Raw genomic sequence first — 23,904 nt, 5'->3', positions numbered from 1 at the left:
CGCTGGACTTCACACTGCTCAGTTCCAGCAAATCTGCCATTAACGGCATGAACGAGAAGATCGACAAACGGACGAACGGCTATAAGCGACGTCAAGAAGCACTCCTGCCGGCTCCGCAGGTAATCGTATCGATGTTGGATCGTGCGCTTACCGCTGGAGCCACGGCCTCCTACGTCTTGATGGACAGTTGGTTCACGCACGCGCCCCTCATTGGCGAAATCGTTTCTCGCGGGCTCGACGTGATCGGCATGGTCAAGAACGACAATAAGCGTTTCCTTGTTCAAGGCCGGAAGCTGTCGCTCAAAGAACTATATGCGGCAGCGTCTCCGGTGCAGAGTAAGAAACGGGGCATCCTCCGTTCGATTCAAACCGAGCTTGCCCCCGGCATACCGGTTCGCGTGGTATTCGTCCGTCATCGTACGAAGAAGAATGAATGGCTCGCGGTACTGTCGACGGATCTTTCCCTCTCCGTGGAGGACGTGATCCGTATTTACGGGATCCGCTGGGACATCGAGGTCTTCTTCAAGTGCACCAAGTCGCTGCTTCGTTTGCAGAAAGAGTTTCAAGGTCGCTCCTATGATTTGCTGATTAGCCATACGACCATTGTGTTTTCACGCTATATTCTGCTGGCATGGCAGCACCGGCAAAGTACAGATGCTCGCTCGTTCGGCGGCTTGTTTTATGTTTTGTGCGACGAAGTTGGCACGTTGGACTGGGCGATCGCCTTGCAGCAACTGCTCGATCTGATCAACGAAACCGCAACGAAAGCAGGAAAAAAGCTTTCGGCTCTGATTCAACGTCAACTCCAGCAATGGATTGCCGCTTTACCCAACTACATTAAGGCTTGTTTGCCCATTTCATGCTGCGAAAGTTGAGTTAGTGTGATTTATATTAATGCAGATCCATATTGATACTGCGGATCATTGAGGCTGCACTTGTTCCTCAACGATCCGCAATAACAACACCAAGCAGCTCTGTAAGGTACTCTCCAGTGAGATATATTAAACCGGGGATTTCTCTTTGATCGCTTCCAAAGGCTTGTGGTTGCCGTATTTCGGATATTCCCGGGTCGTTGGCGCGGCCCACTGCACACCGTTGCGGATGACTCGGCGTACCTGCTCGTTGAAGTAGGTCGGATACGTTTCGTGCCCCGGACGGAAGTAGAAAATTTTACCTTGGCCGCGGGAATACGTGCAGCCGCTGCGGAATACCTCGCCGCCCTCGAACCAGCTCACCAAGATCAGCTCGTCAGGCTGCGGTATGTCGAAGTGTTCGCCGTACATTTCCTCCTGCGGCAGCTCAAAATATTCTCCGATGCCTTCTGCGATCGGGTGTCCCGGAGAAACGACCCAAATGCGCTCCTTCTCGCCGGCTTCGCGCCACTTCAGGTCGCAGGAAGTGCCCATCAGCTTTTTGAACACTTTCGAGAAATGGCCGGAGTGCAGAACGATCAGCCCCATGCCGTGCAGCACCCGCTGATGAACGCGGTCGACAATGGCGTCTTGAACCTCGTCGTGCGCTTTGTGCCCCCACCAAATCAGGACATCGGTATTGTTCAGCTTCTCCTCGGTCAAGCCGTGCTCCGGCTCATCCAGCGTCGCGTAAGCGACTTCAAAATCGGTTCCCAGGCCTTCGCCGATCGCCTTATGAATACCTTGCGGATAGACCGCCCGGACTTTTTCGTTCTCCAATTCATGACGGAATTCGTTCCAAACGGTAACTCTAAGCTTTTGACCCATCGTGGTTCCCCCCAAGCATAATAGGTTTCATTACTATTCAGTATAGTGAATCAACCGCTCAAAAGATATGCTCAATCTTGTTTCATCGTTATGCAAAAGTGTCATCACAACTTGATTCGTGGTATACTAGATGCTGATAAGGCTTAAAGGCATAAATCTATGCCTATCCAAAAATGGTTTATCCAATGAATGGAAAAAAGCGGGGTGCACATTCGTACTATGGAAACTGCCGTCGGACTGAGCAAGGAAATCATAAATGGAGAAGCCATGAACATCGATGCGATTAACGAGGAAGTCGTATACCAGAATCCCCTGCTGTTCTTAAAAATATGGGAGATTCAAGTCGGCTCCCCCTATTTCGGCATCCCGGAAACGTGGCCATGGCACTATCATAAAGAGGTGGAGTTTCTTGCGGTAACGGAGGGGCATCTCGGCATTCAAACCAAGCACGACTATTATCTTCTCGGCCCCGGAGACGTGCTGCTGCTCGGCTCTTCGCAGCTTCATCGCACCCATAAGAACAGCTCCGAAGGGCTTCGTTATGTCGTATTCCAGGTCGATTTGTCCCAGCATTTCGATCAAAGCACGATGCCTTATTTACACTGCTTCTCGGAACTGACGCAGCCGCTGGGGATGCTCAATTATATCTTCCGGGAGAATGCCGCGGCCCGTCAAGAGGCGTTCGCCTTAATTACCGATATCTTCGGCGAATCCCAAACCCGGCAGCGCGGCTACGAGATGGCCATCAGCTCGGCCATTAAGCGGCTGATGCTCCTGATGATGCGCAGCGATACCCGCGGCGTGCTGCGCGGCTCCGATGAAAGCGGGCTGATGCGTCTGCGGCCTGCGCTCGATTATGTCGACCGCCATCTCGGCGAGAGGATTGCCGTTGAAGATGTGTGCAGCCTGCTGAATTTGAGCTACCATTATTTCATTAAATATTTCAAAAAAGCGATGGGACTTTCGTTCGTCGATTACGTCAACTACAAGCGCGTCAAAAAAGCCGAGCGCCTGCTGCTTACCCGCGATCTCAGCATCATGGAGGTCGCCTTTGAGGTCGGGATCCCGAACATGGCGCAGTTCTACAAGCTGTTCAAGCGCCACAACAACTGCTCCCCGAAGGAGTTCAGGCAGCGCATGCGCGGCGGCGCCGGCCTCGGCGGCACCGCCGTGCCCGCTCGGGCGTAGCCCCGTTCGTTCGATAATCGAGTAGGAGAGGGCGGCTAACCCCCGTCCTCTCACCTATGAAAACATGCAAGTCCCTTGTTCAAAAAATATGTATTGCTTGATTTGGATCGAAAAATGGCAATAACAAACTGGACCGGGCCATTTTCGTTTTTTGACCCTGCCTGCATTTTCCCTGGCTTGCTTTTCAATCATGCTGAATAGCTCATCCATGGAAGCATCATACTCTGCGGCTTGCTTTTGCATCTTCTTAAGCTTTCTCTCCAGCAAGTCCTTCCGCAGATCCCTATATTCCTCTTGCCTAACCAACACAGCCCTTGATTAGGCAGGAATACTTGGAACCAGTATCCGGAAAATCCGATTTTATGCCTGATCTGAAATACGCTGCTTGCCAACTGCAGGGGCGGCGCTTCATTCCCCGGCTTGGATCAATGCGCGCTGCCCCGCTTCCTGCAGCTGCTTCAGCGCTTCGTCCAGCGTAATCCTACCGCCCAGCACGGCCTTGGTCTGCCGAACAGCCAGCTGGTAGAACGATTCCTGAAACGCCGCCGGCTTCAAGGGGTCACTTACAACGCGAATGGATTTCCCCCCATGCTTGCCGATGCTGCGGGAGATCCGGAGGACTTCTCTTGAATCGGCTTCACGTTGGACTCCGTCTGATTCTCCGCCTTGCCGTTTTGCTCCTTCATCATGCTGTTGCCCTCGAATATTCCCCCTTCCTCAATGATAAAAGAAGGGGCGCTTATATTGCCGTACAGCTCTCCCTTTGAAGTAATCGTAATTTTTCCTTTTGCTTTTATATTCCCGTGAACGATCCCTGCAATCGTAATATCTCTTGAAGAGATGGACGATTTCACAGTCGCCTTTTCCCCTATCGTGACGTCGCCCTCGGACAAAATATCGCCCGTTAGCTGGCCTTCGATTCGAACGCCTGCGGCCGAAGTGATTTTCCCTTCAAATATCGTTCCCTCACCGATAAGCGTATCCATCGTATCCGGATTAAGCGATTGCTTCTTTGCTTTAAACATCTGACGATCTCCTCTCAAAAGTGTATACCATTTATTTCAAATACGGCCGGGGATCTATGCTTTGGCCTTGCTTGATCACTTCATAATGCAGGTGGGCTCCCGTGCTTCGACCGGTGGAACCGACCTTTCCGATCCGATCGCCCTTGGCCACCTTGTCACCCTCGCTTACCAGAATTTGATTCAAATGCATATATGAAGTACGGATACCGCCGGTATGGTCGACGATAATAAAATTGCCTTTGCCGCTGTCATATCCGGCCGATACCACGGTACCGTCCGCGGTAACCACGACCTCTGTATTCACGGGAGCGGCAATGTCCATTCCCGAATGAAAGCTTAACCGGTTATTAAACGGATCCTTGCGGTAGCCGAAGGACGACGTCACATTTCGGGATTCCACCGGCCATATGTTTGGCGTTATTCTCCACAGCCGCTGCTTCCGCTGCAGCTCCTCACGTGCGGCAGCGAGATGATTTTTCAGCTCGCCGGCCTGTTCCGATAAGCCTTCGAATTCGGCAGAAGTATCATCTGAAAGCTTGAGAATCTCGGTTGCCTCTACAGGAATCATAATGCCTCCTAACCCTGTTTCCCCTTGAACAACAGCGCTTTCCTGATCGTCCGTCCCCTTTGCTGCAACCGGTTCCTTTACTGGTACGGAAGCACCGCCCGTGATCGATCGCAGGTCCTTTTCGAGCTTCATGACTTCTTCCATCTGTGTCTTCACTTCTTTGGCCTGTTCGGACAAAAGTACGACTTCATTCTGCAGCTTCTCAATCATTTCGTTTTTGTCGGCCACGATCTGGTCGTAATGCTGCATTTTATCGTTTAAATCCGCTTTCAGCCGCTCATTAACCAGTTCAGACCGCAGATGCAGGCTTTGCATCGCCAGAGTCCAGCCAATCAAGCCTATCAACAGCAGTGCGGCAGCATAGAGCACCGCATGGGTGAAACGCAGCTTGACGACAGCGCGTTGGGCGTTTTCCGGAATAATAACGAATGTCAGTTTTTTCATACCCCACTTGAATTTCATAGTAGCCTCTCAGTCTTTGGGTTTATTTTCCATCGAAAGTACTACTGCAATTATTCTCCAACCGGGTGTAAAAAACCTTCATTTTTTGTCGAAAATCCGAAAAATAGGTAAAAAGTTGCAGAGGAATTCATTGATTTAACTCGAAATTTAGTAGGTATATGGAAGTGGTAATCATTTGAAAGTATTTTTAAAGGGGGGAATTCGATCCGTGAAGATAGCCGGAATTGATTTGGGCAATGACAGTATAAAAGTCGTTCATGATGGTTCTCGTGAACCAGTAATCGTGCCGAACATTGTGACACCGGGGTACGAAAGACATATTTTGCAGGAGGAGGATTCGCCGTTAAAAGCGTTGGACGTCACCGTCTACAGTCCTTCCCTGACCCATAACAACCGCCGCTGGTTAGTTGGTTTGCTGGCCTCGGAATTGGAAGACAATATCGAGCTTGAGGATATGGACAACAAAGCGTTGTCCGACCAATCGCTCGTGGTCGCTCTGACCGCATTGGCTTTCACCGGCATTACCCATTCATCCTACCAAACCTCTTCCTTTTCGCAGACGGATGAGCTGGAATACGTCATCGGCACAGGTCTGCCTGTCCGTACATACACCAGGTTTCGCGAGCAATTCGAGCAGCGGCTTGTCGGAGAACACGAAGTCATGTTTATGTCTACTCCGCAGCTTCGAGGCCGTAAGGTGAAAATCCGCATACGCAAAGCAGTGATATCGATCGAAGGAGCGGCTGCGCTATTCAATCTGGCTACTCAGGAAAACCTCCAGATCCAGAACGAAGAAATTTATAACGGGGTTATAGGGGTATGTGAAATAGGAGCCTTGACCACCGATTTGCCCGTGATCCGGCGCATGAACATCGACAACCATTTCAGCTACGGGGAGCAGATGGGATTAGCGGGTTATTTGGATCTGATCATCCGGGAGGTCGAGGACCAGTTCGGCTATACGTTTCCGAGCCGCGCCAAGCTGTCCCAACGCATCAAGCAGCAGAATTATGTCATTCAACGTATCGGGGAAGGGCAGAGCAGCATTAAACCCATTGTGGATACTTATTTTAGCCGTGCGGCCCAACGTATCGTGGATTTAATCAAGAAACGATGGAAAAAGTGCCCTGATATTCAATGCTTCTATGTCATTGGAGGCGGTGCGGCCGCGCTCAAGCCCTATCTGATCGATGCCGCGGGACCGATCAAGCTGCGTTTTGTGCAGGACAGCGAGCTGCAAAATGTGTATGGTTATCTAAAGGTGGCCAAAAACCGTGTGAATCAGTCCCTGACCACCGATACTGCACAGTAAAATCTGAAAAGGTGCTGCATTTCCGGGATTGTCCCGGCATACGACGCACCTTTTTCAACCTCCGGACCGTTCTCCCGTTCCAGGCTCGATCATGCTCCATCAGGGCCGCCAAGCGCTTCTCTTAACGGCCCGCCTGCAACGGCAGCGTCGTACCTTCCAGTTCAAAGGAGCCTCCGGCATTTCTTTGAATAACGTGGCACAACGCCTCGCGAGTCTTGCCAAAGCTGTTTAATACCGCAGCACGCCTACCATTCTGTGACTGTGCCGTCCTCGTTCCTCCAAACCGGATTGCGCCAACGATGACCGGCAGCCGCCATCTCACGCACCTTCGATTCGTTAATCTCCACACCGAGTCCGGGGGCGGCAAGCCGTCGGACGAAGCCGTCCTGATAGTGGAACACGGCCGGATCTGTTAAATAATCCAGCAGGTCGGAGCCTTGATTGTAATGGATGCCCAAGCTCTGCTCCTGGATAAACGCATTCGGCGTGCAAAAATCCAACTGCAGCGATGCAGCCAGCGCAATCGGACCAAGCGGGCAGTGCGGCGCAACGGCAACGTCGAAGGCCTCCGCCATCGCCGCGATTTTGCGCACCTCCCATATCCCGCCGGCATGACTGAGATCCGGCTGGATGATATCGACGCCTCCCTGCATGAGCAGCCGTTTGAAATCCCAGCGTGTATACATGCGCTCGCCTGTTGCAATCGGTATGCTGACGCCCTTGGTTATTTCGGGAATCACCTCATTGTTCTCGGGGAGCACCGGCTCTTCGATGAACATCGGCTTCAAAGGCTCCATTTCCTTGATCAGCACTTTGGCCATCGTTTTGTGTACGCGGCCGTGGAAATCGACGCCGATGCCTTTGTCCCAGCCGATGGCTTCACGTACAGCGGCCAGCCGTTCCACTGCCTCCTGCACCTTCAGCGGCGAATCGATCCACTCCATCTCCGCCGTACCGTTCATCTTGACCGCGGTATACCCTTCGGCCATCTTCTTTCTGGCCTCCTCCGCCACATCGGAAGGCTTATCGCCTCCGATCCAGGCATAGACACGCATTTTATCCCGGACCGGACCGCCAAGCAGCTCGTACACCGGCACACCCAGCCGTTTGCCCTTAATATCCCACAGCGCCTGTTCAATACCGGAGATGGCACTGGTCAGAATCGGACCTCCCCGGTAAAAGCCGCCCCGGTACAGCACCTGCCACAGATCCTCGATATGTCCCGGATCTTTGCCGATCAGATAATCGCTCATTTCCTCCACTGCGGCGCGCACCGTATCGGCCTTCCCTTCCACGATAGGCTCTCCCCATCCGACAATTCCGTCATCCGTCGTTACCTTCAGAAACAACCATCTCGGCGGTACTTGAAACAGCTCCATGGATTTGATGATCATAAAAAGCTCCTCTCCCCTGTTCATAAAATGTCCAGCATTCGGTCATCCGGTCCAAACGTCCTGGCGAAACCCTGTCAGCATATCTTCCAAATGGCTTTTCATCAGCGTTCTCGCCTGGGTAGTATTGCGCTGTGCAATAGCCTGCGCGATCAAATGGTGATAGGAGGCCGCCTTCTCGTCCATCCCCTCCCATTTCATCGAACGCCGGCGGCTGTCCGTCAGCAGGTCGCCGATCAGCTCGAGCATGTGAAACATGATTTCATTATGTGAGGCTCTGGCAATCAGCTCGTGAAACAGCAAATCCTCTTTAAAAAAATCCTGCTTCTTGCGTATTTTCTGCCGCATCGTTTCGGCCGTCCGCACGATCTCGTCCGCCTCGGTATCCGTCGCCTTCTCTGCGGCCAGCGCAGCAAGCTCCGGCTCAATGATCAACCTGGCCTCCGTCAGCTGCAGCATCGTCGCCTTCTCCAGGAAATCTAGCGTCCTTCCGCCTTCGGCCCCGGTCACATCATTCTCAACGTAAGTGCCCCGCCCCTGCTCTACTCGTAAAATTTTCTGCTTACCGAGAATCCGCACGGCCTCCCGAACAGACGAGACTCCGACGCCGAGCTCTACAGACAACTGCTCCAGCGGTGGAATTTGCTGTCCAGGCTTCCAGACGCCGCTCTTAATTTTTCGTTTAATTTCGTCGTAAACGGTTTCATAAGTTAGTTTTTTTGACATAACCCAATTCCTTATCCCTCCAATATTCATCTGATGTTTATCATTATATTACCAAAACATCTGATGATCAATTTTTTTCGCAGCAAAAACCTGCTTCCTCTTTATAAACCCTGTCGTTCAAAGTAAACTGGAAAGACAGAGGCAATCCGATGTACTCTCTCGACGTCTTTGGAATGCGTTGTTGAACCGGTACCGCCGGAAGATCGTCAAACATTTGAGGTGGCAGCTTTGGATTCGAAAGCAAATTTTGAATATTTGAAGTATTTGTCGGAAAGCTCGGATCCGAAGGCGATTCTGCATGAGTTGATGACGGCTTACGGCAAAGACGTATGGAACTATGCTTACAGCATGACCCGAAAGCGGGACCAGGCAGACGATATCACCCAAGAGGTGTTTATTAAGGTATACCGCAATCTTTACACATTCCGCTGCGAATCCTCCGTCAAAACATGGCTGCTTGCCATTACACGCAATATGACGCTCGATTACCTGAGATCGGCCTTTTACCGTAAAGTCACTTTGGTCGATTTCCTCACTTCTTTCGGCGAACAGGCAGCCGATTCTCAGCCGGAAAAAGAGGTCGTAGAGCGTATGGCCATTAACGAGATGTGGGAAATGGTGCTGAAGCTGCCCGTCAAATACAGAGAAGTGCTGATTCTTTATGCCCATCATCAGCTGTCCATGAAGGAAATAGCGGAGGTGCTGGGCGTCAGTGAAGGAACGGTCAAATCGAGGCTTTTCCATGCACGAAATAAAATTTCCCGGATGAAGGAGGATTGGAATCTTGGATCCGATGGACAATGAGCTTAAGATAAAACTGGCTGAGGGACCGCTCGGGAGGGAGGGCTTTACCGACGGCTTAAGACAGCGTATCGAAGCACGCATAGAAGAAGAAGGCAGCAGACCGAAGCCGCGGAAGACTGGGTTCGTCGCCGCCTGTGCCCTGCTTGCGGTCACGGTTATGCTCCTGTTCGTCGACGGAGAACGGCTGTCCTCTCTGCTGCGCATAAACCAATCGACGTACGATGAGCATTCGCAGCATGCCGCAGCACCCGTTAAGGAAAGCTGGGAAGCTTCCATCCGTTCCGCTCTGCTGCTCGGTTTGCGTACGGACCTTCCCGCGGCCGGGAGCCAGGGGGAATACAGCACTTACCGTACCGTACTCATCGCCCCGGAGCACAATCGGCTGCAAAAAACCGCAGAAGGCGCAGGCATTCTTATGCCTTACAAAATGGACTTCTGGAAAATAGGGGGCCAGCGGATAGCCAACGAGGAGAAAGAGGCCTGGACCATTACCGCATCCAAAGCGGCGGCCAATCCGGCATTCGAGGATGAGCAGGTTTCCGCATTGGTTTCCGCCAAACCGGTTAAGCTGTCGGAGAAGCTCCTTTTTGCCGGGAACCGGTATATTACCGTAGCTCAAACCGTGCAATCCCGGGATCCTGCCTCCGGGAAGGCCGTCCAGTATGAATACGTTTGGGTCAAGGAGCTGCTGCAAATCGCGCCTACGAGGAAGGAAATATCGCTTACTCCGCTGGAAGAGCCCCACGTGTCGCTGCGCGGGCTGCTGGCCGCCTATGCCGAGCCGATCATTCAGGAGCTGAAGCCGAGGCTTCCCGTTCAGCCAGGGGAATCCGGCAGAGCTGCCGGAGCCGTGGATCTCTCGGGGGAAAGCTGGACTATCGTCCGCAAGCAAGGGCGGTGGATCGCGCAGCTGGCCGATTACGGTTCGGCGGAGAATCTTGATGGTAAGATCGGATACCGTTTGAAAGATGTGCCGATGGAACTGCCTGCATCTGTCGTCTCTCATGACGAGCTGGCGGTATCGTGGAGTGAAATCAAGCGGCTGCAGCCTTCGGCCGTCGACGTCTTTACTTCGCCAAAGCACGATTTTGTGGCAGTCGTCACGGACAGAAACATCATTATATACCCTTATATCGACCAGCTGATTCCGTCGCAGCTGATGACGATCCCGCTCCAGCCGAATGAATCGGTCGTTATGGCGCAGTGGGCGACGGACCGGTATGTCGAGTCCTGGAAACAGCAGGTGAAAGCCTTTTTAGAGCCGTAACGTAATCAAAAGGGCAGCGGCTACGGCTGCTGCCCGTAATTCACATGACTTTCAAACGATGGCGTATCGGGCACGATCATGATATGCGTCTGTCCCTGCTGCAAAACCGCCTCGCGGCCTTGATCCAAGAAACGGATCAGGTCGCTTTCTTTATCCCGTTTCCACTCCACCTTCTTCACCTTGCCCCGTTCAAACAGAAGCGCAGGGCCAGTCCCGGTCAGTTTGACGTCGAGTCTTCCCTCGCTGTCCAGTGTCCGGTGTCTTGTCCCCATGACAACCACATTGGCCGCGGACAATTGTTCTTCGTTGTTCAGATCGATATGCTGCTTGCCGTTGATCGACCGTTTGTACAAACCGCTTGTCTGGTCAAATTCATAGGTCACCTTATAGCTTTGCATCAGAAACGTAATGTCTACCTTTGGCGCATCCTGCGCATCATTGGCCATGGCCGGGACGGCATCCGCATCCTTCTTCACAAAGCTGTACGCCGGTTGGGCGAGGGCATTAGCGGTAAAGCCTCGTTCCTGAGCAGTCTCCCGTATTTTCTCCAGGTCCGTATACAGATTATGTGGGGCCTTTCGGGAACGCTCCCTCCAAAAAGCGGCACCTGCGTTCGTAATTTCATCCAGCGCGTGGATGCGCTCTTTCTTCAGCTTCGAATAACCGTCAGGGCTTCCGCCCGCATGGACTTGAATTGCGCCGAATGATTTTCCGATCTCGATAAAATAAGGACGGATGCTTCGCACCGGTCCGACGGGATCCTTAGACCTGCTGCTTTGGAAAATGCCGACGATCCGGGTAATTTCCCCTTCGGCCAGCACCTCAAGCAGCATATCCGCTTGCGTCAGACCGCTTTGAGGCCTCGCCTGAGGGGCGTTGTTGATCATGACCATGATCGGTCTGTCCTCAATTTTCCTGTCGCTCGGCAGCCCCGTCAAAGGCGCCTGGAAGGCAGGTTCCGCTTTTGGAGGCGGCACTTTCGGCTCCACGACGACTGGCTTGACGGTTTCTGCCGGCGGATTCCCGGAGGTCTGGCAGCCCGCCGCTGTCAAGGCCAAACAGCCCGCCAGCAGCGCCATTCCTCCTTTCCGTCCCATGCGGCTCCATTTTTGTTTGCATTGCTTTGGTTCCAATTAACGTCACCTCATCTGCTTGTCCTCTAGTAAACTATATTCTATTAAACCTGTTTTTAGAATCCTTTTTTTCAAATTAAGACAAAAACCACATTTTCCTTATATTCCATATCGGATGATGTGGCTCTTGGTTTCCTATATTTTTTCTTTTATGAAGCCGGTTCTTGACGTAACCCGGTCCCCGCTCCCACGAAAAAACCCGGCATTCCCATGATGACATGGAAATGCCGGGTTTGTTGTCCATCCGCTGAGCCTCTTACAGCTGCTCCCGTACCCAAGCCTCCAGCTCGGCCAACGGTCTGAAGCCTATGTTCGTTCCAACCTCGACGCCGTCTTTGAACAGCTTCAAGGTCGGAATGCTCATGACTCCGTAGTTTCCGGCCGTTTGAGGATTGTCATCGACATTCACTTTGGCGATCGTAACCGCATCTCCAAGCTTTCCGTCAAGCTCCTCAAGCACCGGCGCGATCATTTTGCAGGGTCCGCACCAAGGCGCCCAGAAATCAACCAATACTACGCCTTCTTTTATGGTGTCTTTAAATTGTACGTCATTCACATTAACAATAGCCATGAGAATCCACTCCTATTCTATAATTTTGAATATAAATAACGTAGTTATAGAGCATATATTCCCCAACTCGCTGTTAATTCAAACGGGACGGGCGCTGCAAAAGAAAGTCCGTATCCATACGGTTCTGTCCCGACCGGTTCTCCGCCTCAACGGCGGCGGCTGCGGTGAGCTTGCCGCTCAGCTCCGCGAACCATTCCCGATCCCTGGTCATCAGCGCGATTTCGATCAGCGAGCGCAGGGCAGTCTCGCCGGACGGCTCGTACTCGGACATCTTGGCGACCTTGGAAAGCTTGGCCTCGGCCCAATCTCCGATGATTTCCGGACGGTCGCATTGAGTGATCCGAACCTTAATCAGGCCATTACCTTCCACCGACTCCACATACCCGATAAAGCGTTCGTCCTCCAGCGTCGTACCGCTCACCCAATCGCCTTCGTTCACTTTCACATCATAGATTGAAGCCATACCAATCCCTCCTATGATCGATAATCTGCTACAAATTAAGTAACAGTTTGTACATAAAGCCGCGCTTACGTTTTCCCGCTCTGCACTTCCCGAATCCGGTTCAGCACATCATGGATCGTAACGCGGGACAGAAAGGCCAGCATCTGCTCCTCAGCCTCAGAGAATATTTGGTCCATCACGTCGGCCATATTGCATGCAATCATGCAATCCTCCTCCTCGTTCCCCGAGCACCAGGAAGGCTTGAGGGAACCGATCGAAGTAGCACGATAGATTTGCGCCAAAGTGACCTCAGCCGGGTTGCAGTTTAAGGCATATCCGCCTCCGGTGCCTTCCTTCGTAGCTACATAGCCTTGCTTCTTCAAACAGCTCATCACCTTCCGCACGCGGGCGGGATGAGTGCAGACATTCGCCGCAATCATATCGCTGGTGGCCATATGATCCAGCCGATAAGCAAGCAGCACCAGACTGTGTACCGCAATCGTAAATTCACTGTTCACGTCTGGTCTCCTCCTCTTTCGTCTTACTGTTATTATAATTATTACAGATTAACCTGTCAAGCAGGCTCCTCCCCTGCTTAACAAACGTGAAAATAGCCGTTCCCGCTTGATGCGGAAACGGCTTTGGCAGAAAAGCGGCTTATTGATACATGCTGCCGCGGGCAAAGCTGGATTGCTGAGGCTGCAGGCTCACTGTGCTCATTTGTGCGATCGATTGCTCTGCTTGATGACACATTTGCGAGATCTGCTGCATTTGTTGAACCGCCGTTTGGTGACCCTGCAGCGCCGTTTGAATCAGCTGAGCCGCCTGACGCTCCCGCTGGGCAAGCATTTCCAGCTGCTGCGCGTTCTGCTGCTCCTGCTGCAGCAGTCTTTGGTAATTCATGCTCGCTTGTTCTGTTTGCTGGATCAGCTGCCCGATGATGTGCTGGCATTGGTTCAATTGGTTAATGACATTGTGCATATCTTTGCATCCTCCTTGGGTTATAAAGTGGGCTGTTGTAAATTCCCATCCTATTGTGCTTTAACCGCCCGAAGGTTATGCAGGCCCAAAGAAAAAAACCGGCTCCTTCCCTGTCGGTAAGAGCCGGTCCGGTTTCATTGGCTTATGGTTGAATATCGTAGAATTTATACAAATCGTCCAGCAAAATGTTCGCGGCCTTCACCCCGCCGGCGGTGTTCCAGGTCACGTCGTTTACTTTAAACGCTTTGCCGTTCTTCACTACGTTCAAATTTTTCCATAACGGATCGTTGGTCCATTCCTGTTCCTGGTTGCTTCCCTTTCCGTCTCCGGTCTCATAAGTGAAATAGAACAATCGATCGGCGTCCACTTCCGGCAGACGCTCTTTGTTAATTTCAATTGCGAACGTTTCTTTATCCTTAAATTCAGTACGTGCAATGCCAATCTGCGAGAAAATGATTCCCGTAAACGTATCGTTCAGGTAAATTCTGGTTTTCCCCGCCATAAAACGAACGACAGACACTTTCTCCTTCAGCTTATCTCCGGCTTTCGATTTAAAGTCCTCGATCCGTTTGTCGAAGGCTGCGATGATTTTATCGCCTTCTTCCTTCTTGCCCACGGTTTCAGCATACAGCTTGAAATTGTTTTTCCATTCGCCGCGCAGCGTTTCAGAGAATACCGTCGGAGCGATCGCTTTCAGCTGTTCGTATACTTTCTCCTGACGCATTTTATTGCCGATGATCAGATCCGGTTTAAGCGCGGCGATCATCTCCAGATTCGGCTGGCTTTCATCACCGACCACTTGAACGCCTTCCATGTCGGCTTTAATATGATCATACCAAGGTTTTCCGGTGAAAGACTTCACCGCGCCTACCGGCTTGATTCCCAATGCCAGCAGAGCTTCGGTTCCTTCATTTGTGAGAATGACGATCTTCTTCGGGTTTGCCGGCACCTCGGTTTCGCCCATCGCATGCTTGATTTTACGCGATCCTTCTGTTGTCCCCGCCTGTGTCCCCGCCTGATCCGCAGAAGGCTTGGGCTCGGCCGACTGCTTCGCCCCGCAAGCGGTTAACCATACGGTCATGAGCAGCATTGCAGCGAGAAATACCGCCGTTTTCCATTGAAATGATTTGCGTGTACTAAACATTGACTGGACCTCCCGGAAATTGAACAATGATGATAATGATTATCAATAACAAAGTAAATCATAATGGGGTATTCAAATATTGTCAATCTTTTTTGATAATGATTCTCAGAATCATTGACAGCTGATAATGATTCTCATACAATGAGTTTAGTTCATTATTCTTGCATCATTCCTAAACGGATCAAAAGGTAACCTTACAACAGAGAGCAGGCTAATTTTTCATGCGCAAAAAACTTCATACTAACCTTTCCTTCAAAATCGGCGGTTTGGCTGCAGCCCTGCTGCTGCTCGCTGCATTTATGCTGGCAAGCGTCATGTTCGGCGTGAACCATTATTCATGGGACACCATCGTAGCGTCTTATAGGCAGCCTGACGGTTCGAATGATCATCTCATCATCCAAACGTCCAGGATTCCGCGGGCGCTGATTGCTGCCATCGTCGGGGGGAGTCTTGCGGTGGCCGGAGCCCTTATGCAAGCGATCACGCGCAATCCTCTCGCTTCTCCAAGCATCTTCGGCGTGAATGCCGGTGCCGCTTTTGCTATCGTACTATCGGTCGCTTTTTTTGATGTGTCCGGCTTATCGCAATTTGCTTGGATCGCCTTTCTCGGGGCCGCCGTCAGTTCATGCGCCGTTTATTTGTTAGGTTCCGTAGGCAGGGATGGCTTGACGCCGATCAAAATCACGCTTGCCGGGTCAGCCATTACGGCTTTGTTCTCCTCGCTTACGCAGGGAATCCTGCTGGCGGACGGCAAAGCATTCGATCAGGTACTCTTCTGGCTCGTAGGCTCTGTCGCCGGACGGACGATGGAAATGCTGCTTTCGGTGCTTCCTTATATGCTCATCGCATTGGTCGGCGCACTGCTGCTGTCTCCCCATATCAATGTTCTGACAATGGGCGAAGACGTCGCCAAAGGCTTGGGGCAGCATACCCTGATCATCAAAGCCTCGGCGGCCGTCGTCATCGTTTTGCTTGCCGGTGGTTCCGTCGCAGTAGCGGGTCCTGTTGTGTTTGTCGGCATCATCGTGCCGCATATCGTCCGCTATCTCGTTGGCATCGATTACCGCTGGGTCCTTCCTTATTGCGCGGTGCTGGGGGCTTTGCTGCTGGTCGGCGCGGATATCGGCGCGAGGTTTATCGTCATGCCGAAGGAAGTACACGTCGGGGTAACCACTGCATTGATCGGCGTTCCCTTCTTTGTGTATATTGCACGCAAAGGAGGTCAATGGAGATGAGCGAAACCAAAAGCAAATACATTTCCGTGCGCAGTAAGGCGTATTCTTTTCTGGTCAGCAAAAAAGCGCTGCTCGTAACATCGGTCTTGTTCCTCGTTACGATCTTGGTGATGATTCTCAGCACAGGCATCGGAAGCGTATATGTCACGCCGGCGGATGTCGTCCGTTCTGTTCTCGGAATCGGAGCGGATACTAACGACACCATCATTCGCTCCTTGCGTTTGCCTCGCGTCGTCATTGCCGTCCTGATCGGGGCCTCGCTTGCAGTATCGGGCGCTATCCTCCAAGGGGTGGTACGCAATCCGCTGGCTTCCCCCGATACGATCAGCATCACCGGCGGAGCTACGTTCGGAGCCGTTTCGTTTTTTTTCTTTTTATCCGAGAGAGCAAGTATTCAATGGCTTCCTTTAACCGCGATCATCGGAGCGTTTCTGGCAACGGTCGTCGTGTACTTACTCTCGTGGAAAAACGGCGGAGTCACCCCGCTTCGCCTTGTGCTCATCGGAATCGGGTTCACGGCGGCCATGAGTTCCTTATCTTACATGCTGATGATTTCCGCCCCCATCGTGATGGCGAATCAATCACTTACGTTCATGACCGGGAGCATTTACGGGGTTTCTTGGGACGGAGACGTGCTTCCGCTTCTGCCTTGGGTAACGATTCTGCTGCCGGCGGTATTCATTTACTCCCGGCACGTCAATATTCAAGAGCTCGGCGAGGATGTGGCGCGCAGCGTCGGCAGTTCTGTGCAGCGGCAGCGTATGCTGCTGATTCTGCTCAGCGTCGCGCTGGCCGGTGCGGCCGTTGCATTCGGCGGGGCCATCGGCTTCATCGGATTGATGGCGCCGCATATGGCACGCAAACTGGTGGGACCGGCTTTTGGCGCTTTGCTGCCGGTGTCGGCGCTGATCGGAGCGCTCATCCTGCTGCTGGCTGATCTTGCAGGACGTTCGCTATTTACGCCGCTGGACATTCCTGCCGGAGTGTTCACCGCCTGCATCGGTGCACCTTTCTTTATTTATTTGTTATATCACAGCCGCAATCGCGGATAATTGAATATCCACAATCTCTTTGCCAAAAAAGCGAATGAAGGAGAAGATTCCTATGACCGCCATTCAATCGAACGACCTGTGTCTCAGCTACGGTGAAACTTGTATCTTCCAGGACCTGAACATCTGCCTGCCCAAAGGAAAAATTACCGTATTTATCGGCAGCAACGGCTGCGGCAAATCGACGCTGTTGCGTTCGCTCGCCCGGCTGTTGACGCCGAAAAGCGGCCAGGTGGTACTGGACGGCAGCGATATCGCTACTTTGAAGACGAAGGAAGTCGCACGGCGAATGGCTATGCTCCCGCAAGGTCCGTCGGCTCCGGAAGGACTAACTGTGCTTCAGCTCGTCAAGCAAGGACGGTATCCGTATCAGAATTGGCTGCAGCAGTGGTCGAAAGAAGACGAATCGATGGTTCAACGGGCGCTGGAGCTCACCAACATGAAGCACCTTGCCGAACGTTCCGTCGACTCTCTGTCCGGCGGTCAAAGACAGCGCGCATGGATCGCCATGACACTGGCTCAAGGGACTCCGACCATTTTACTCGACGAACCAACAACGTACCTTGACCTTGCTCACCAGATTGAGGTACTCGACCTGCTGTTCGATCTGAACGTACGGGAGCGGCGCACCATTGTCATGGTACTGCACGATATCAATCTGGCTTGCCGGTATGCGGATAATATTGTGGCCATCAAGGACCGGAAGGTATGGGCGGAAGGACAGCCGCAGGACGTGATCACCGAAGAACTGATTAACAGTGTGTTCGATCTGGAATGCCGTATTATCGAAGATCCGTTGTTCGGCACCCCGATGGTGGTTCCTTACGGCAGCGGCAAACAGCCAGGACAGCTTCATGGCGCTTCAGATACGGAGACGCCTGCCGCATTAGTGGTATAACAATTCAAACGCTGAGCTCTGCGATGAGTCTCAGCGTTTTTTATTTTGCGTATCCTTGATGACCTTGGACACAGTTGGGAAAAATAAAAGGAGATCTTGAAAGGAGCGTGTCCCAAGCAATGCATTCGTTCATGTATTTCATGCAGCACCACTGGCTATCGGTTGTGCTGATCACCGGGATTGTCCTTGCCGCCGTGTTCGTGTATAAATACTGGGATCATATCGTCATTAAGGGCAGCGGCAGAAAATGAGCCGCCGGAGTTCCCGGGCTTATAGCCCCCGGCCATAAGCCCTTTATCCGAATGAAGTCACACCGGTAACTAATTTATGTACGGCGGCCGCGGCAATACATCCGATCAGCAGGCAGTAGAACAGCTTGACCATGAGCCTATCCGTCCTGTCCTCCACCGACATATATCCGTTCATGGTCAGCACAAAAATCGCCGTCAATGCAAATAACATAATGCTTTCTCTTTGCTTTGAACCGCTGATGAAGCTGATTAGCAAATGGAAGCAGATCAGAGAAATAAATAACTGATTGAAAATGCCTCGAGCCTTTTCTTTTTGCCTGTTCAAAGAGGAAATAGAAAAGAAAAACAGGCCTAAAAAAAGTAAACAGCCTGCATATACCATCATTCTGGAAACTTCATCATACGTCATTGTCATATGAAAGAGAAAAAGATACACTTGAAATAAAATCAGCTTTATGACATCATGAAGTACCTCTTTATTACGGAATCCATGCATACGGTATCAACTTCCTTATCTTCACTGAAATGGATCTATTAAAATATATACTCGCAGCGGTTCCCCCTTATGCTAGTTTTCTAGTAATATTTTTGCCATGCTGTTTTCGATATGCCTTAGACCATACTAAAAAAAGCCGGATTTGAAGGCTATGCCCTCAAATCCGGCGTTATTTGTTTTATACTAAAGCTTTCTTTGCAATATCCGTCCGATAGTGTTTTCCCTGGAAACGGATGCGGTCGGCTTCCGCATAGGCTTTGGCACGAGCTTCCGCGATATCGCGGCCCAGTGCGGTTACGCCAAGCACCCTGCCGCCGCTGGTGACGATGCTTCCATCCTTCACAGCGGTCCCGGCATGAAACACGAGCGCATCTTGAACCTCGTCCAACCCTTCGATCGGCAGCCCTTTCGAGTACGATCCCGGATAGCCCTCGGAAGCGAGAATGACGCATACCGCAGCTTCGTCGCTCCACTCGATGTTCATCCGGTCGAGACATCCGTTGATCGCAGCAAGGAAAATGTCCAGCAGATCGGTCTTTAGCCGAGGCAGCACGACCTGTGTCTCCGGGTCGCCGAAGCGTGCGTTGAATTCAATCGTCTTCGGTCCATTCGGCGTAAGCATCAGTCCCGCGAACAACACGCCGCAGAACGGTCGGCCTTCGGCTACCATGGCCTTGGCCGTAGGCTTGATGATCGTTTCAATCGCCTCATCGATAATCGACTGCGGAATGTGCGGCAGCGGTGTATACGTGCCCATACCGCCCGTATTCGGTCCTTTATCATTATCGAAAACCGGCTTATGGTCCTGTGCCGGAACCATCGGACGTACCGTTTCCCCGTCTACGAACGACAGGATGGACATTTCTTGTCCGGTCAGAAATTCCTCGATCACCACCTGGTTGCCGGACTCGCCGAATACTTTGGCAACCATGATGTCGTGCAGCGCCTTCTCCGCTTCTTCCAGCGTCTGAGCCACCACAACGCCTTTGCCCGCGGCCAGACCGTCTGCCTTAATGACTATCGGCGCCTTTTGCTTACGAAGATAGGCCGCGGCATCCTCATAGTTGTCAAAGGATTCATAAGCCGCCGTCGGAATGTTGTATTTTTTCAACAGCTGCTTGGTAAACACTTTGCTTCCTTCAATGATCGCCGCATTCTTTCGGGGACCGAAAACCGGAATTTGCTTGGCCTCCAGATGGTCGACAATGCCCTCGGACAACGGGTCATCCGGTCCGATCACGACGAGGTCGATCGAACGGTCGATCGCAAATTGGGCGATCTCTTCAAATTGATTCACCTGGATAGGCACACATTCAGCCACACCGGCGATGCCTCCGTTGCCCGGCGCACAGAACAACTCCTGCACTTTCGGACTTTTTTTGAGCGCCCAACAAATCGCATGCTCGCGGCCGCCGCCGCCCACTACCAATATCCGCACGTTTGGCTCCCCCCTTAATCTTTGTTTACGATCAACAGCTCGGTCTCTCCGCTTCCGAGGCGAATCGTTTTGACCAGCAGTGAAATTTTATTTTCGTCGTTCAAAACGTGCCAGTAGGTGTCCGCGATTTGCTTCGCATCATTTTGAAGCGGAACGAGCGCCGGCTCGCCTTGGAAGGAAGGCAGCGGGTTTCCGTCGCCCGCATACGTATGGATGCAGTGACCGAAGCCGGGAAGTGCCTTCTCATAAGTATAGGTATGCCGAAGCGTCTGTTCTTCCGTATTGTCGCCGGACTTCAAAATTGACAGCTTGTAGGCAAACTGACCGTCCTTCAGATCTACGAGACCGCTGATGCGGGGAGTGAAATTCGGCGCATCCGGTTCGTACGTCCGGGTAGCCAGCGCAATCTCGAAAGATCCGCCCGCCTGCAGCGCTTCATGAATCGTATTGGTCTGGTCGCCGTTGGTCACAATATGCGCCCCGTTCACATGCTTGACCGGGTAATAGATAATCAATGAAGGATCCGTCAGCTTCGCCGGATCTTTCGCTTCCGTGCGGACAAACCCGTTCTCTTCTTGAACAAACACGCGGTTACGGCTGTTTTCGCTGCGTCCCATAATCCAGTAAACCTGTACCAGACGCGTGCCGTCCGGCGTTAAACCGATCACGATCCCGCGGCCGGGATAAGCATTCTCTTTCAAACCATTTAGATATTGATTCGCTTTTGCGGCTCTATTCGTCGACACGTTGTTTTCCTCCCCGGTTTAATGGATTGCTTAGTGGTGGAACAGACGAACGCCGGAATACATCATGACCATTCCGTAATCGTTGGCCGCCAGCACGACTTCCTCGTCCCGCATCGAGCTTCCCGCCTGTACGACGTATTTCACGCCGCTGCGGCTGGCGCGATCCAGATTATCGCGGAACGGAAGGAAAGCATCCGAACCGTAAGAAACGCCCTGCAGCTTGTTCAGCCACTCCCGCTTCTCTTCACGCGACAAGCGCGCCGGCACCTCTTCGAAGCAAGCTTCCCAAGCGGCTTGCTCCACCGAGGTCAGCTCCTCTTCAAGCCAAAGGTCGATCGCATTGTTCTGCTCTGCACGGGATAAGCCTTGACGGAATTTCATGTTCAGGGCCGTTGGATGCTGGCGAAGAAACCAACGGTCAGCTTTGTCTCCCGCCAGTCTCGTACAGTGAATCCGCGACTGCTGCCCGGCTCCGATGCCGATGGTTTGGCCGTCCAGCGTATAGCAAATAGAATTGGATTGCGTATATTTGAGGGTGACAAGGGCAACTAAAAGATCCCGCTTCGCATGTTCCGGCAGCTCTTTGTTCTTCGTAACGATTTTTTCCAGAGCCGATTCATCAATGACCGCGTCGTTGCGTTCCTGCTGCAGTGTAAGACCGAACAGGGTGCGGGTTTCGATCGGATTCGGCACATAGTCAGGATCAATCTGAAGAATCAGATAGCCTCCGTTCTTTTTAGCCTTGAGTATTTCCAGCGCCTCGTCCGTGTAGCCGGGCGCCACAACAAGATCGGATACCTCCCGCTTCAACAATTGAGCCGTCGAAGCATCCACGATATCGCTAAGTGCGGCGGCGTCGCCGAATGAGGACATACGGTCGGCGCCGCGGGCACGCGCATAGGCCGTCGCCAGAGGAGAAAGCTCCAGGCCTTCAACGAAGTAAGCCTTCTTCAGTTCGGGTGACAGCGGAGCGGCAACGGCGGCCCCTGCCGGGCTTACATGCTTGAAGGATGCGGCCGCAGGGAGTCCGGTAGCACGGCGCAATTCGCGGGCCAGCTGAAACCCGTTGAGGGCATCCAGCAAATTGATGAAGCCGGGATCGCCGTTCAGAACCTTAACCGGCAGTGCTCCTTCACTAATGAGCTTCGCTTGTTTTTGATGCGGATTCATTCCGTACCGCAGATTCAACACGTTCTTAGAGCTTGTCGTTTGGCTCATGGTGTTATCCCATCCTTTGGTTTATGATCAGCAGCTTGTTCCAGGTGGATGCTGCCGTCGCAAATGCCTTGTATCACTTCCGGATACAGCCGGTGCTCTATTTGGTGTATGCGTTCGGTGATCGACGCCTCCGTATCGCCGGGCTGAACGTCGATCGCGCGTTGAGCCAGGATAGGTCCGCTATCGAGCCCTCCATCGACCAGATGCACCGTCACTCCGGTGACCTTCACGCCGTGACGGAGCGCTTGTCCCACCGCGTCAAGCCCCGGAAAAGACGGCAGCAGCGAGGGATGGATATTGATCATACGTCCCCAATACGCATCCACCAATACCTTGGTAATAATTCGCATATATCCCGCAAGAACGACAAGATCGACGTTCCTTAGCTGCAGCTGTTGTAAAATTTCACGCTCATACGCTTCTCGGGAGGCATACTCTTTCGGGTTAAACGCAAATACAGGGATACCGGCCGCTTCCGCCCTCTCCACTACCTTGGCCTTGGGGCGGTCACAAACCAAAAGCTCGATGCGTGCATCGAGCCGTCCTTCCTTCACCGCATCCGCAATCGCTTGAAAATTGCTTCCGTTCCCCGATGCGAACACGGCAATGCCGAGAGGAGCCCTTCTCATACGGCTGCCCCGTTAAATGTGACAATGCGCTCCCCTGCCGTTACACGTCCAAGCGTATAGGCCTTTTCACCGTGACGCTCGAATAGCTCCGCCGCTTTCGCCGCTTGGTCTTCGGCTACGATAACGACCATCCCGATCCCCATGTTGAACGTACGGAACATATCGTTATTGCTGATTTCGCCTTCTTGCTGCATCAGTTCAAAAATCGGAAGAATCGGCCATGAACCATAATCAATCTCCACGTTCACGCCTTCAGGCAGCACGCGCGGAATATTCTCCAGGAAGCCTCCACCGGTAATGTGCGCCATGCCCTTGATCTCTACCTGCTCCAGAACGGCAAGCACCGGTTTGACATAAATCTTCGTCGGCGCCAGGAGCGTATCGCCGAGACTCCCGCCCAATGCCTCTACGTGATCGTGCAGGCTGTAACCCTTCTCCTCCAGCAGAAGCTTGCGGACAAGCGAGAAGCCGTTGCTGTGCACGCCGCTTGAAGCCAGGCCAAGCACAACATCTCCCGGACGAATCGTCTTGCCGTCGATGATCTTCTTTTTGTCTACGACACCGACGGTAAAGCCGGCGATATCGTATTCGCCTTCGCTGTACATGCCCGGCATCTCCGCCGTTTCGCCGCCGATCAAAGCACATCCCGATTGCACGCAGCCATCGCTGATGCCCTTGACGATCGCTTCGATTTTCTCGGGAATGACCTTGTCGCAAGCGAGATAATCGAGGAAAAAGAGCGGCTCCGCTCCCTGTACCACGATGTCGTTCACACACATCGCCACGGCATCGATGCCGATCGTATCGTGTTTATCCATCGCGAACGCGATTTTGAGCTTCGTGCCGACTCCGTCGGTTCCAGAGACAAGCACCGGCTCTTCATATTTATCTTTGTTCAAGCCGAACAGTCCGCCGAAACCGCCGAGCTCCGTCAATACTTCCGGTCGGAACGTCGTCTTGACGTGCTTCTTCATACGTTCCACCGCTTCGTTACCGGCTGCGATGTCAACACCGGCCTTTTTATATGCATCGGACACTTGGTATTTCCTCCCCAAATCGATATGACCCTAATTTCGCCGCTGTGCGACGCCTAAATCATCGTTACACCGCCCGCGCAATGCAGTAGTTGGCCGCCTTGTGGTTTTTACTAGCCATCTGAACGCCAATCGAGGCTAGCCGCGCGGATTGCTG

27 protein-coding genes are annotated in these 23,904 nt (G+C 52.5%); 9 read left to right on the top strand and 18 right to left on the bottom strand.

What is annotated here, in order from left to right; genetic code table 11:
* On the top strand, positions 1 to 875 hold an 875-nt coding region (locus EXW96_RS22755; RefSeq protein WP_174350049.1), incomplete at its 5' end, for an IS4 family transposase.
* A 126-nt stretch (positions 876 to 1,001) separates the two neighbouring features.
* On the opposite strand, the gene EXW96_RS22750 is transcribed toward EXW96_RS22755, so the two are convergent.
* Positions 1,002 to 1,739, bottom strand: coding sequence for a ThuA domain-containing protein (locus EXW96_RS22750; protein ID WP_054820251.1), 738 nt, complete (start codon positions 1,737 to 1,739; stop codon positions 1,002 to 1,004).
* 219 nt (positions 1,740 to 1,958) lie between these two features.
* On the opposite strand from EXW96_RS22750, the gene EXW96_RS22745 reads away from it, so the two are divergent.
* Entirely contained in the window at positions 1,959 to 2,927 is a 969-nt protein-coding gene (locus EXW96_RS22745; protein WP_375256472.1) for a helix-turn-helix domain-containing protein, read from the top strand.
* A gap of 408 nt (positions 2,928 to 3,335) precedes the next feature.
* Here the strand turns inward: EXW96_RS22745 and EXW96_RS22740 are convergent, their stop codons facing one another.
* The 3 genes from EXW96_RS22740 to EXW96_RS22730 are packed head-to-tail and all read right to left on the bottom strand — an operon-like array spanning position 3,336 to position 4,982.
* Positions 3,336 to 3,482 carry a hypothetical protein gene (locus EXW96_RS22740; RefSeq protein ID WP_171006043.1) on the bottom strand — a complete coding sequence of 49 codons (147 nt, stop codon included), beginning with the start codon at positions 3,480 to 3,482 and terminating at the stop codon, positions 3,336 to 3,338.
* Positions 3,483 to 3,490: 8 nt separating this feature from the next.
* Entirely contained in the window at positions 3,491 to 3,952 is a 462-nt protein-coding gene (locus EXW96_RS22735) for a bactofilin family protein (RefSeq protein WP_054819458.1), read from the bottom strand.
* Positions 3,953 to 3,983: 31 nt separating this feature from the next.
* Complete coding sequence (locus tag EXW96_RS22730; protein ID WP_174351479.1) at positions 3,984 to 4,982, bottom strand: M23 family metallopeptidase; 999 nt, start codon at positions 4,980 to 4,982, stop codon at positions 3,984 to 3,986.
* A 208-nt stretch (positions 4,983 to 5,190) separates the two neighbouring features.
* Between EXW96_RS22730 and EXW96_RS22725 the strand changes: the two genes are divergently transcribed.
* On the top strand, positions 5,191 to 6,294 hold the full coding sequence (locus tag EXW96_RS22725; RefSeq protein WP_309225194.1) for a ParM/StbA family protein: 1,104 nt from the start codon (positions 5,191 to 5,193) through the stop codon (positions 6,292 to 6,294).
* Between the two features lie 245 nt (positions 6,295 to 6,539).
* On the opposite strand, the gene dgoD is transcribed toward EXW96_RS22725, so the two are convergent.
* Both dgoD and EXW96_RS22715 read right to left on the bottom strand, forming a co-directional pair.
* Complete coding sequence (dgoD, locus tag EXW96_RS22720; protein ID WP_062410712.1) at positions 6,540 to 7,688, bottom strand: galactonate dehydratase; 1,149 nt, start codon at positions 7,686 to 7,688, stop codon at positions 6,540 to 6,542.
* A 42-nt stretch (positions 7,689 to 7,730) separates the two neighbouring features.
* Positions 7,731 to 8,411, bottom strand: coding sequence for a FadR/GntR family transcriptional regulator (locus tag EXW96_RS22715; protein ID WP_062410711.1), 681 nt, complete (start codon positions 8,409 to 8,411; stop codon positions 7,731 to 7,733).
* Positions 8,412 to 8,639: 228 nt separating this feature from the next.
* Between EXW96_RS22715 and EXW96_RS22710 the strand changes: the two genes are divergently transcribed.
* Positions 8,640 to 9,215 carry an RNA polymerase sigma factor gene (locus EXW96_RS22710; RefSeq protein WP_174351477.1) on the top strand — a complete coding sequence of 192 codons (576 nt, stop codon included), beginning with the start codon at positions 8,640 to 8,642 and terminating at the stop codon, positions 9,213 to 9,215.
* A complete protein-coding gene (locus tag EXW96_RS22705) occupies positions 9,196 to 10,482 on the top strand; it encodes a hypothetical protein (RefSeq protein WP_062410710.1) in 1,287 nt (428 codons plus the stop codon). Before EXW96_RS22710 ends, EXW96_RS22705 begins: the two co-directional genes overlap by 20 nt.
* A gap of 20 nt (positions 10,483 to 10,502) precedes the next feature.
* On the opposite strand, the gene EXW96_RS22700 is transcribed toward EXW96_RS22705, so the two are convergent.
* The 6 genes from EXW96_RS22700 to EXW96_RS22675 all read right to left on the bottom strand — a co-directional run bounded on the left by EXW96_RS22700 (position 10,503) and on the right by EXW96_RS22675 (position 14,753).
* Positions 10,503 to 11,615: a DUF3048 domain-containing protein gene (locus EXW96_RS22700; RefSeq protein WP_254611510.1), complete on the bottom strand. Its 1,113-nt coding sequence runs from the start codon at positions 11,613 to 11,615 to the stop codon at positions 10,503 to 10,505.
* 256 nt (positions 11,616 to 11,871) lie between these two features.
* Complete coding sequence (gene trxA, locus EXW96_RS22695; RefSeq protein WP_062410709.1) at positions 11,872 to 12,186, bottom strand: thioredoxin; 315 nt, start codon at positions 12,184 to 12,186, stop codon at positions 11,872 to 11,874.
* Between the two features lie 73 nt (positions 12,187 to 12,259).
* Positions 12,260 to 12,649 carry a hypothetical protein gene (locus EXW96_RS22690; protein WP_174351476.1) on the bottom strand — a complete coding sequence of 130 codons (390 nt, stop codon included), beginning with the start codon at positions 12,647 to 12,649 and terminating at the stop codon, positions 12,260 to 12,262.
* A 65-nt stretch (positions 12,650 to 12,714) separates the two neighbouring features.
* On the bottom strand, positions 12,715 to 13,146 hold the full coding sequence (locus tag EXW96_RS22685) for an RrF2 family transcriptional regulator (RefSeq protein ID WP_062410707.1): 432 nt from the start codon (positions 13,144 to 13,146) through the stop codon (positions 12,715 to 12,717).
* A 139-nt stretch (positions 13,147 to 13,285) separates the two neighbouring features.
* Positions 13,286 to 13,609 carry a hypothetical protein gene (locus tag EXW96_RS22680; protein WP_062410706.1) on the bottom strand — a complete coding sequence of 108 codons (324 nt, stop codon included), beginning with the start codon at positions 13,607 to 13,609 and terminating at the stop codon, positions 13,286 to 13,288.
* A 142-nt stretch (positions 13,610 to 13,751) separates the two neighbouring features.
* On the bottom strand, positions 13,752 to 14,753 hold the full coding sequence (locus EXW96_RS22675) for an ABC transporter substrate-binding protein (protein WP_174351475.1): 1,002 nt from the start codon (positions 14,751 to 14,753) through the stop codon (positions 13,752 to 13,754).
* A 221-nt stretch (positions 14,754 to 14,974) separates the two neighbouring features.
* On the opposite strand from EXW96_RS22675, the gene EXW96_RS22670 reads away from it, so the two are divergent.
* From EXW96_RS22670 to EXW96_RS22655, 4 genes are all read left to right on the top strand, one after another.
* Positions 14,975 to 15,988 carry a FecCD family ABC transporter permease gene (locus EXW96_RS22670; protein WP_174351474.1) on the top strand — a complete coding sequence of 338 codons (1,014 nt, stop codon included), beginning with the start codon at positions 14,975 to 14,977 and terminating at the stop codon, positions 15,986 to 15,988.
* The gene (locus tag EXW96_RS22665) at positions 15,985 to 17,040 is read left to right on the top strand and encodes a FecCD family ABC transporter permease (RefSeq protein ID WP_062410703.1); all 1,056 of its coding nucleotides are present in this window, start codon (positions 15,985 to 15,987) and stop codon (positions 17,038 to 17,040) included. The genes EXW96_RS22670 and EXW96_RS22665 overlap by 4 nt, the downstream gene beginning before the upstream one ends.
* Before the next feature lie 52 nt (positions 17,041 to 17,092).
* A complete protein-coding gene (locus EXW96_RS22660; RefSeq protein WP_054819448.1) occupies positions 17,093 to 17,935 on the top strand; it encodes an ABC transporter ATP-binding protein in 843 nt (280 codons plus the stop codon).
* Between the two features lie 107 nt (positions 17,936 to 18,042).
* Positions 18,043 to 18,186, top strand: a complete 144-nt coding sequence (locus EXW96_RS22655) for a hypothetical protein (protein ID WP_160327411.1) — start codon at positions 18,043 to 18,045, stop codon at positions 18,184 to 18,186.
* 43 nt (positions 18,187 to 18,229) lie between these two features.
* Here the strand turns inward: EXW96_RS22655 and EXW96_RS22650 are convergent, their stop codons facing one another.
* The 6 genes from EXW96_RS22650 to purM form a co-directional block, all read right to left on the bottom strand.
* Complete coding sequence (locus EXW96_RS22650; protein ID WP_160327410.1) at positions 18,230 to 18,397, bottom strand: hypothetical protein; 168 nt, start codon at positions 18,395 to 18,397, stop codon at positions 18,230 to 18,232.
* A gap of 463 nt (positions 18,398 to 18,860) precedes the next feature.
* Positions 18,861 to 20,120 (bottom strand): phosphoribosylamine--glycine ligase, encoded by a 1,260-nt coding sequence (gene purD, locus EXW96_RS22645; protein WP_137671232.1) that lies wholly within the window; start codon positions 20,118 to 20,120, stop codon positions 18,861 to 18,863.
* Positions 20,121 to 20,134: 14 nt separating this feature from the next.
* The gene (locus tag EXW96_RS22640; RefSeq protein ID WP_174351473.1) at positions 20,135 to 20,866 is read right to left on the bottom strand and encodes an IMP cyclohydrolase; all 732 of its coding nucleotides are present in this window, start codon (positions 20,864 to 20,866) and stop codon (positions 20,135 to 20,137) included.
* A gap of 30 nt (positions 20,867 to 20,896) precedes the next feature.
* The gene (locus EXW96_RS22635) at positions 20,897 to 22,084 is read right to left on the bottom strand and encodes a phosphoribosylaminoimidazolecarboxamide formyltransferase (RefSeq protein WP_174351472.1); all 1,188 of its coding nucleotides are present in this window, start codon (positions 22,082 to 22,084) and stop codon (positions 20,897 to 20,899) included.
* Positions 22,081 to 22,713, bottom strand: a complete 633-nt coding sequence (gene purN / locus EXW96_RS22630; RefSeq protein WP_054819445.1) for a phosphoribosylglycinamide formyltransferase — start codon at positions 22,711 to 22,713, stop codon at positions 22,081 to 22,083. The genes EXW96_RS22635 and purN overlap by 4 nt, the downstream gene beginning before the upstream one ends.
* Entirely contained in the window at positions 22,710 to 23,750 is a 1,041-nt protein-coding gene (purM, locus tag EXW96_RS22625; RefSeq protein WP_062410699.1) for a phosphoribosylformylglycinamidine cyclo-ligase, read from the bottom strand. Before purM ends, purN begins: the two co-directional genes overlap by 4 nt.
* Positions 23,751 to 23,904: the final 154 nt, after the last annotated feature.

The sequence above is a fragment of the Paenibacillus sp. JMULE4 genome, from assembly GCF_013337105.1.
GTDB lineage: Bacteria > Bacillota > Bacilli > Paenibacillales > NBRC-103111 > Paenibacillus_G > Paenibacillus_G naphthalenovorans.
The sequence above is the reverse complement of the archived record's forward strand: the minus strand, read 5'-3'. Positions and strand labels throughout refer to the sequence as shown.

Excerpts from the sequence above, each read along its gene's own strand:
- EXW96_RS22750 (WP_054820251.1), bottom strand. The coding sequence starts at position 1,739 with ATGGGTCAAAAGCTTAGAGTTACCGTTTGGAACGAATTCCGTCATGAA.
- EXW96_RS22745 (WP_375256472.1), top strand. The coding sequence starts at position 1,959 with ATGGAAACTGCCGTCGGACTGAGCAAGGAAATCATAAATGGAGAAGCC.
- EXW96_RS22735 (WP_054819458.1), bottom strand. The coding sequence starts at position 3,952 with ATGTTTAAAGCAAAGAAGCAATCGCTTAATCCGGATACGATGGATACG.
- EXW96_RS22730 (WP_174351479.1), bottom strand. The coding sequence starts at position 4,982 with ATGAAATTCAAGTGGGGTATGAAAAAACTGACATTCGTTATTATTCCG.
- dgoD (WP_062410712.1), bottom strand. The coding sequence starts at position 7,688 with ATGATCATCAAATCCATGGAGCTGTTTCAAGTACCGCCGAGATGGTTG.
- EXW96_RS22715 (WP_062410711.1), bottom strand. The coding sequence starts at position 8,411 with ATGTCAAAAAAACTAACTTATGAAACCGTTTACGACGAAATTAAACGA.
- trxA (WP_062410709.1), bottom strand. The coding sequence starts at position 12,186 with ATGGCTATTGTTAATGTGAATGACGTACAATTTAAAGACACCATAAAA.
- EXW96_RS22690 (WP_174351476.1), bottom strand. The coding sequence starts at position 12,649 with ATGGCTTCAATCTATGATGTGAAAGTGAACGAAGGCGATTGGGTGAGC.
- EXW96_RS22680 (WP_062410706.1), bottom strand. The coding sequence starts at position 13,609 with ATGCACAATGTCATTAACCAATTGAACCAATGCCAGCACATCATCGGG.
- EXW96_RS22675 (WP_174351475.1), bottom strand. The coding sequence starts at position 14,753 with ATGTTTAGTACACGCAAATCATTTCAATGGAAAACGGCGGTATTTCTC.
- EXW96_RS22670 (WP_174351474.1), top strand. The coding sequence starts at position 14,975 with ATGCGCAAAAAACTTCATACTAACCTTTCCTTCAAAATCGGCGGTTTG.
- EXW96_RS22665 (WP_062410703.1), top strand. The coding sequence starts at position 15,985 with ATGAGCGAAACCAAAAGCAAATACATTTCCGTGCGCAGTAAGGCGTAT.
- EXW96_RS22660 (WP_054819448.1), top strand. The coding sequence starts at position 17,093 with ATGACCGCCATTCAATCGAACGACCTGTGTCTCAGCTACGGTGAAACT.
- EXW96_RS22650 (WP_160327410.1), bottom strand. The coding sequence starts at position 18,397 with ATGTTATTTGCATTGACGGCGATTTTTGTGCTGACCATGAACGGATAT.
- EXW96_RS22635 (WP_174351472.1), bottom strand. The coding sequence starts at position 22,084 with ATGAGCCAAACGACAAGCTCTAAGAACGTGTTGAATCTGCGGTACGGA.
- purN (WP_054819445.1), bottom strand. The coding sequence starts at position 22,713 with ATGAGAAGGGCTCCTCTCGGCATTGCCGTGTTCGCATCGGGGAACGGA.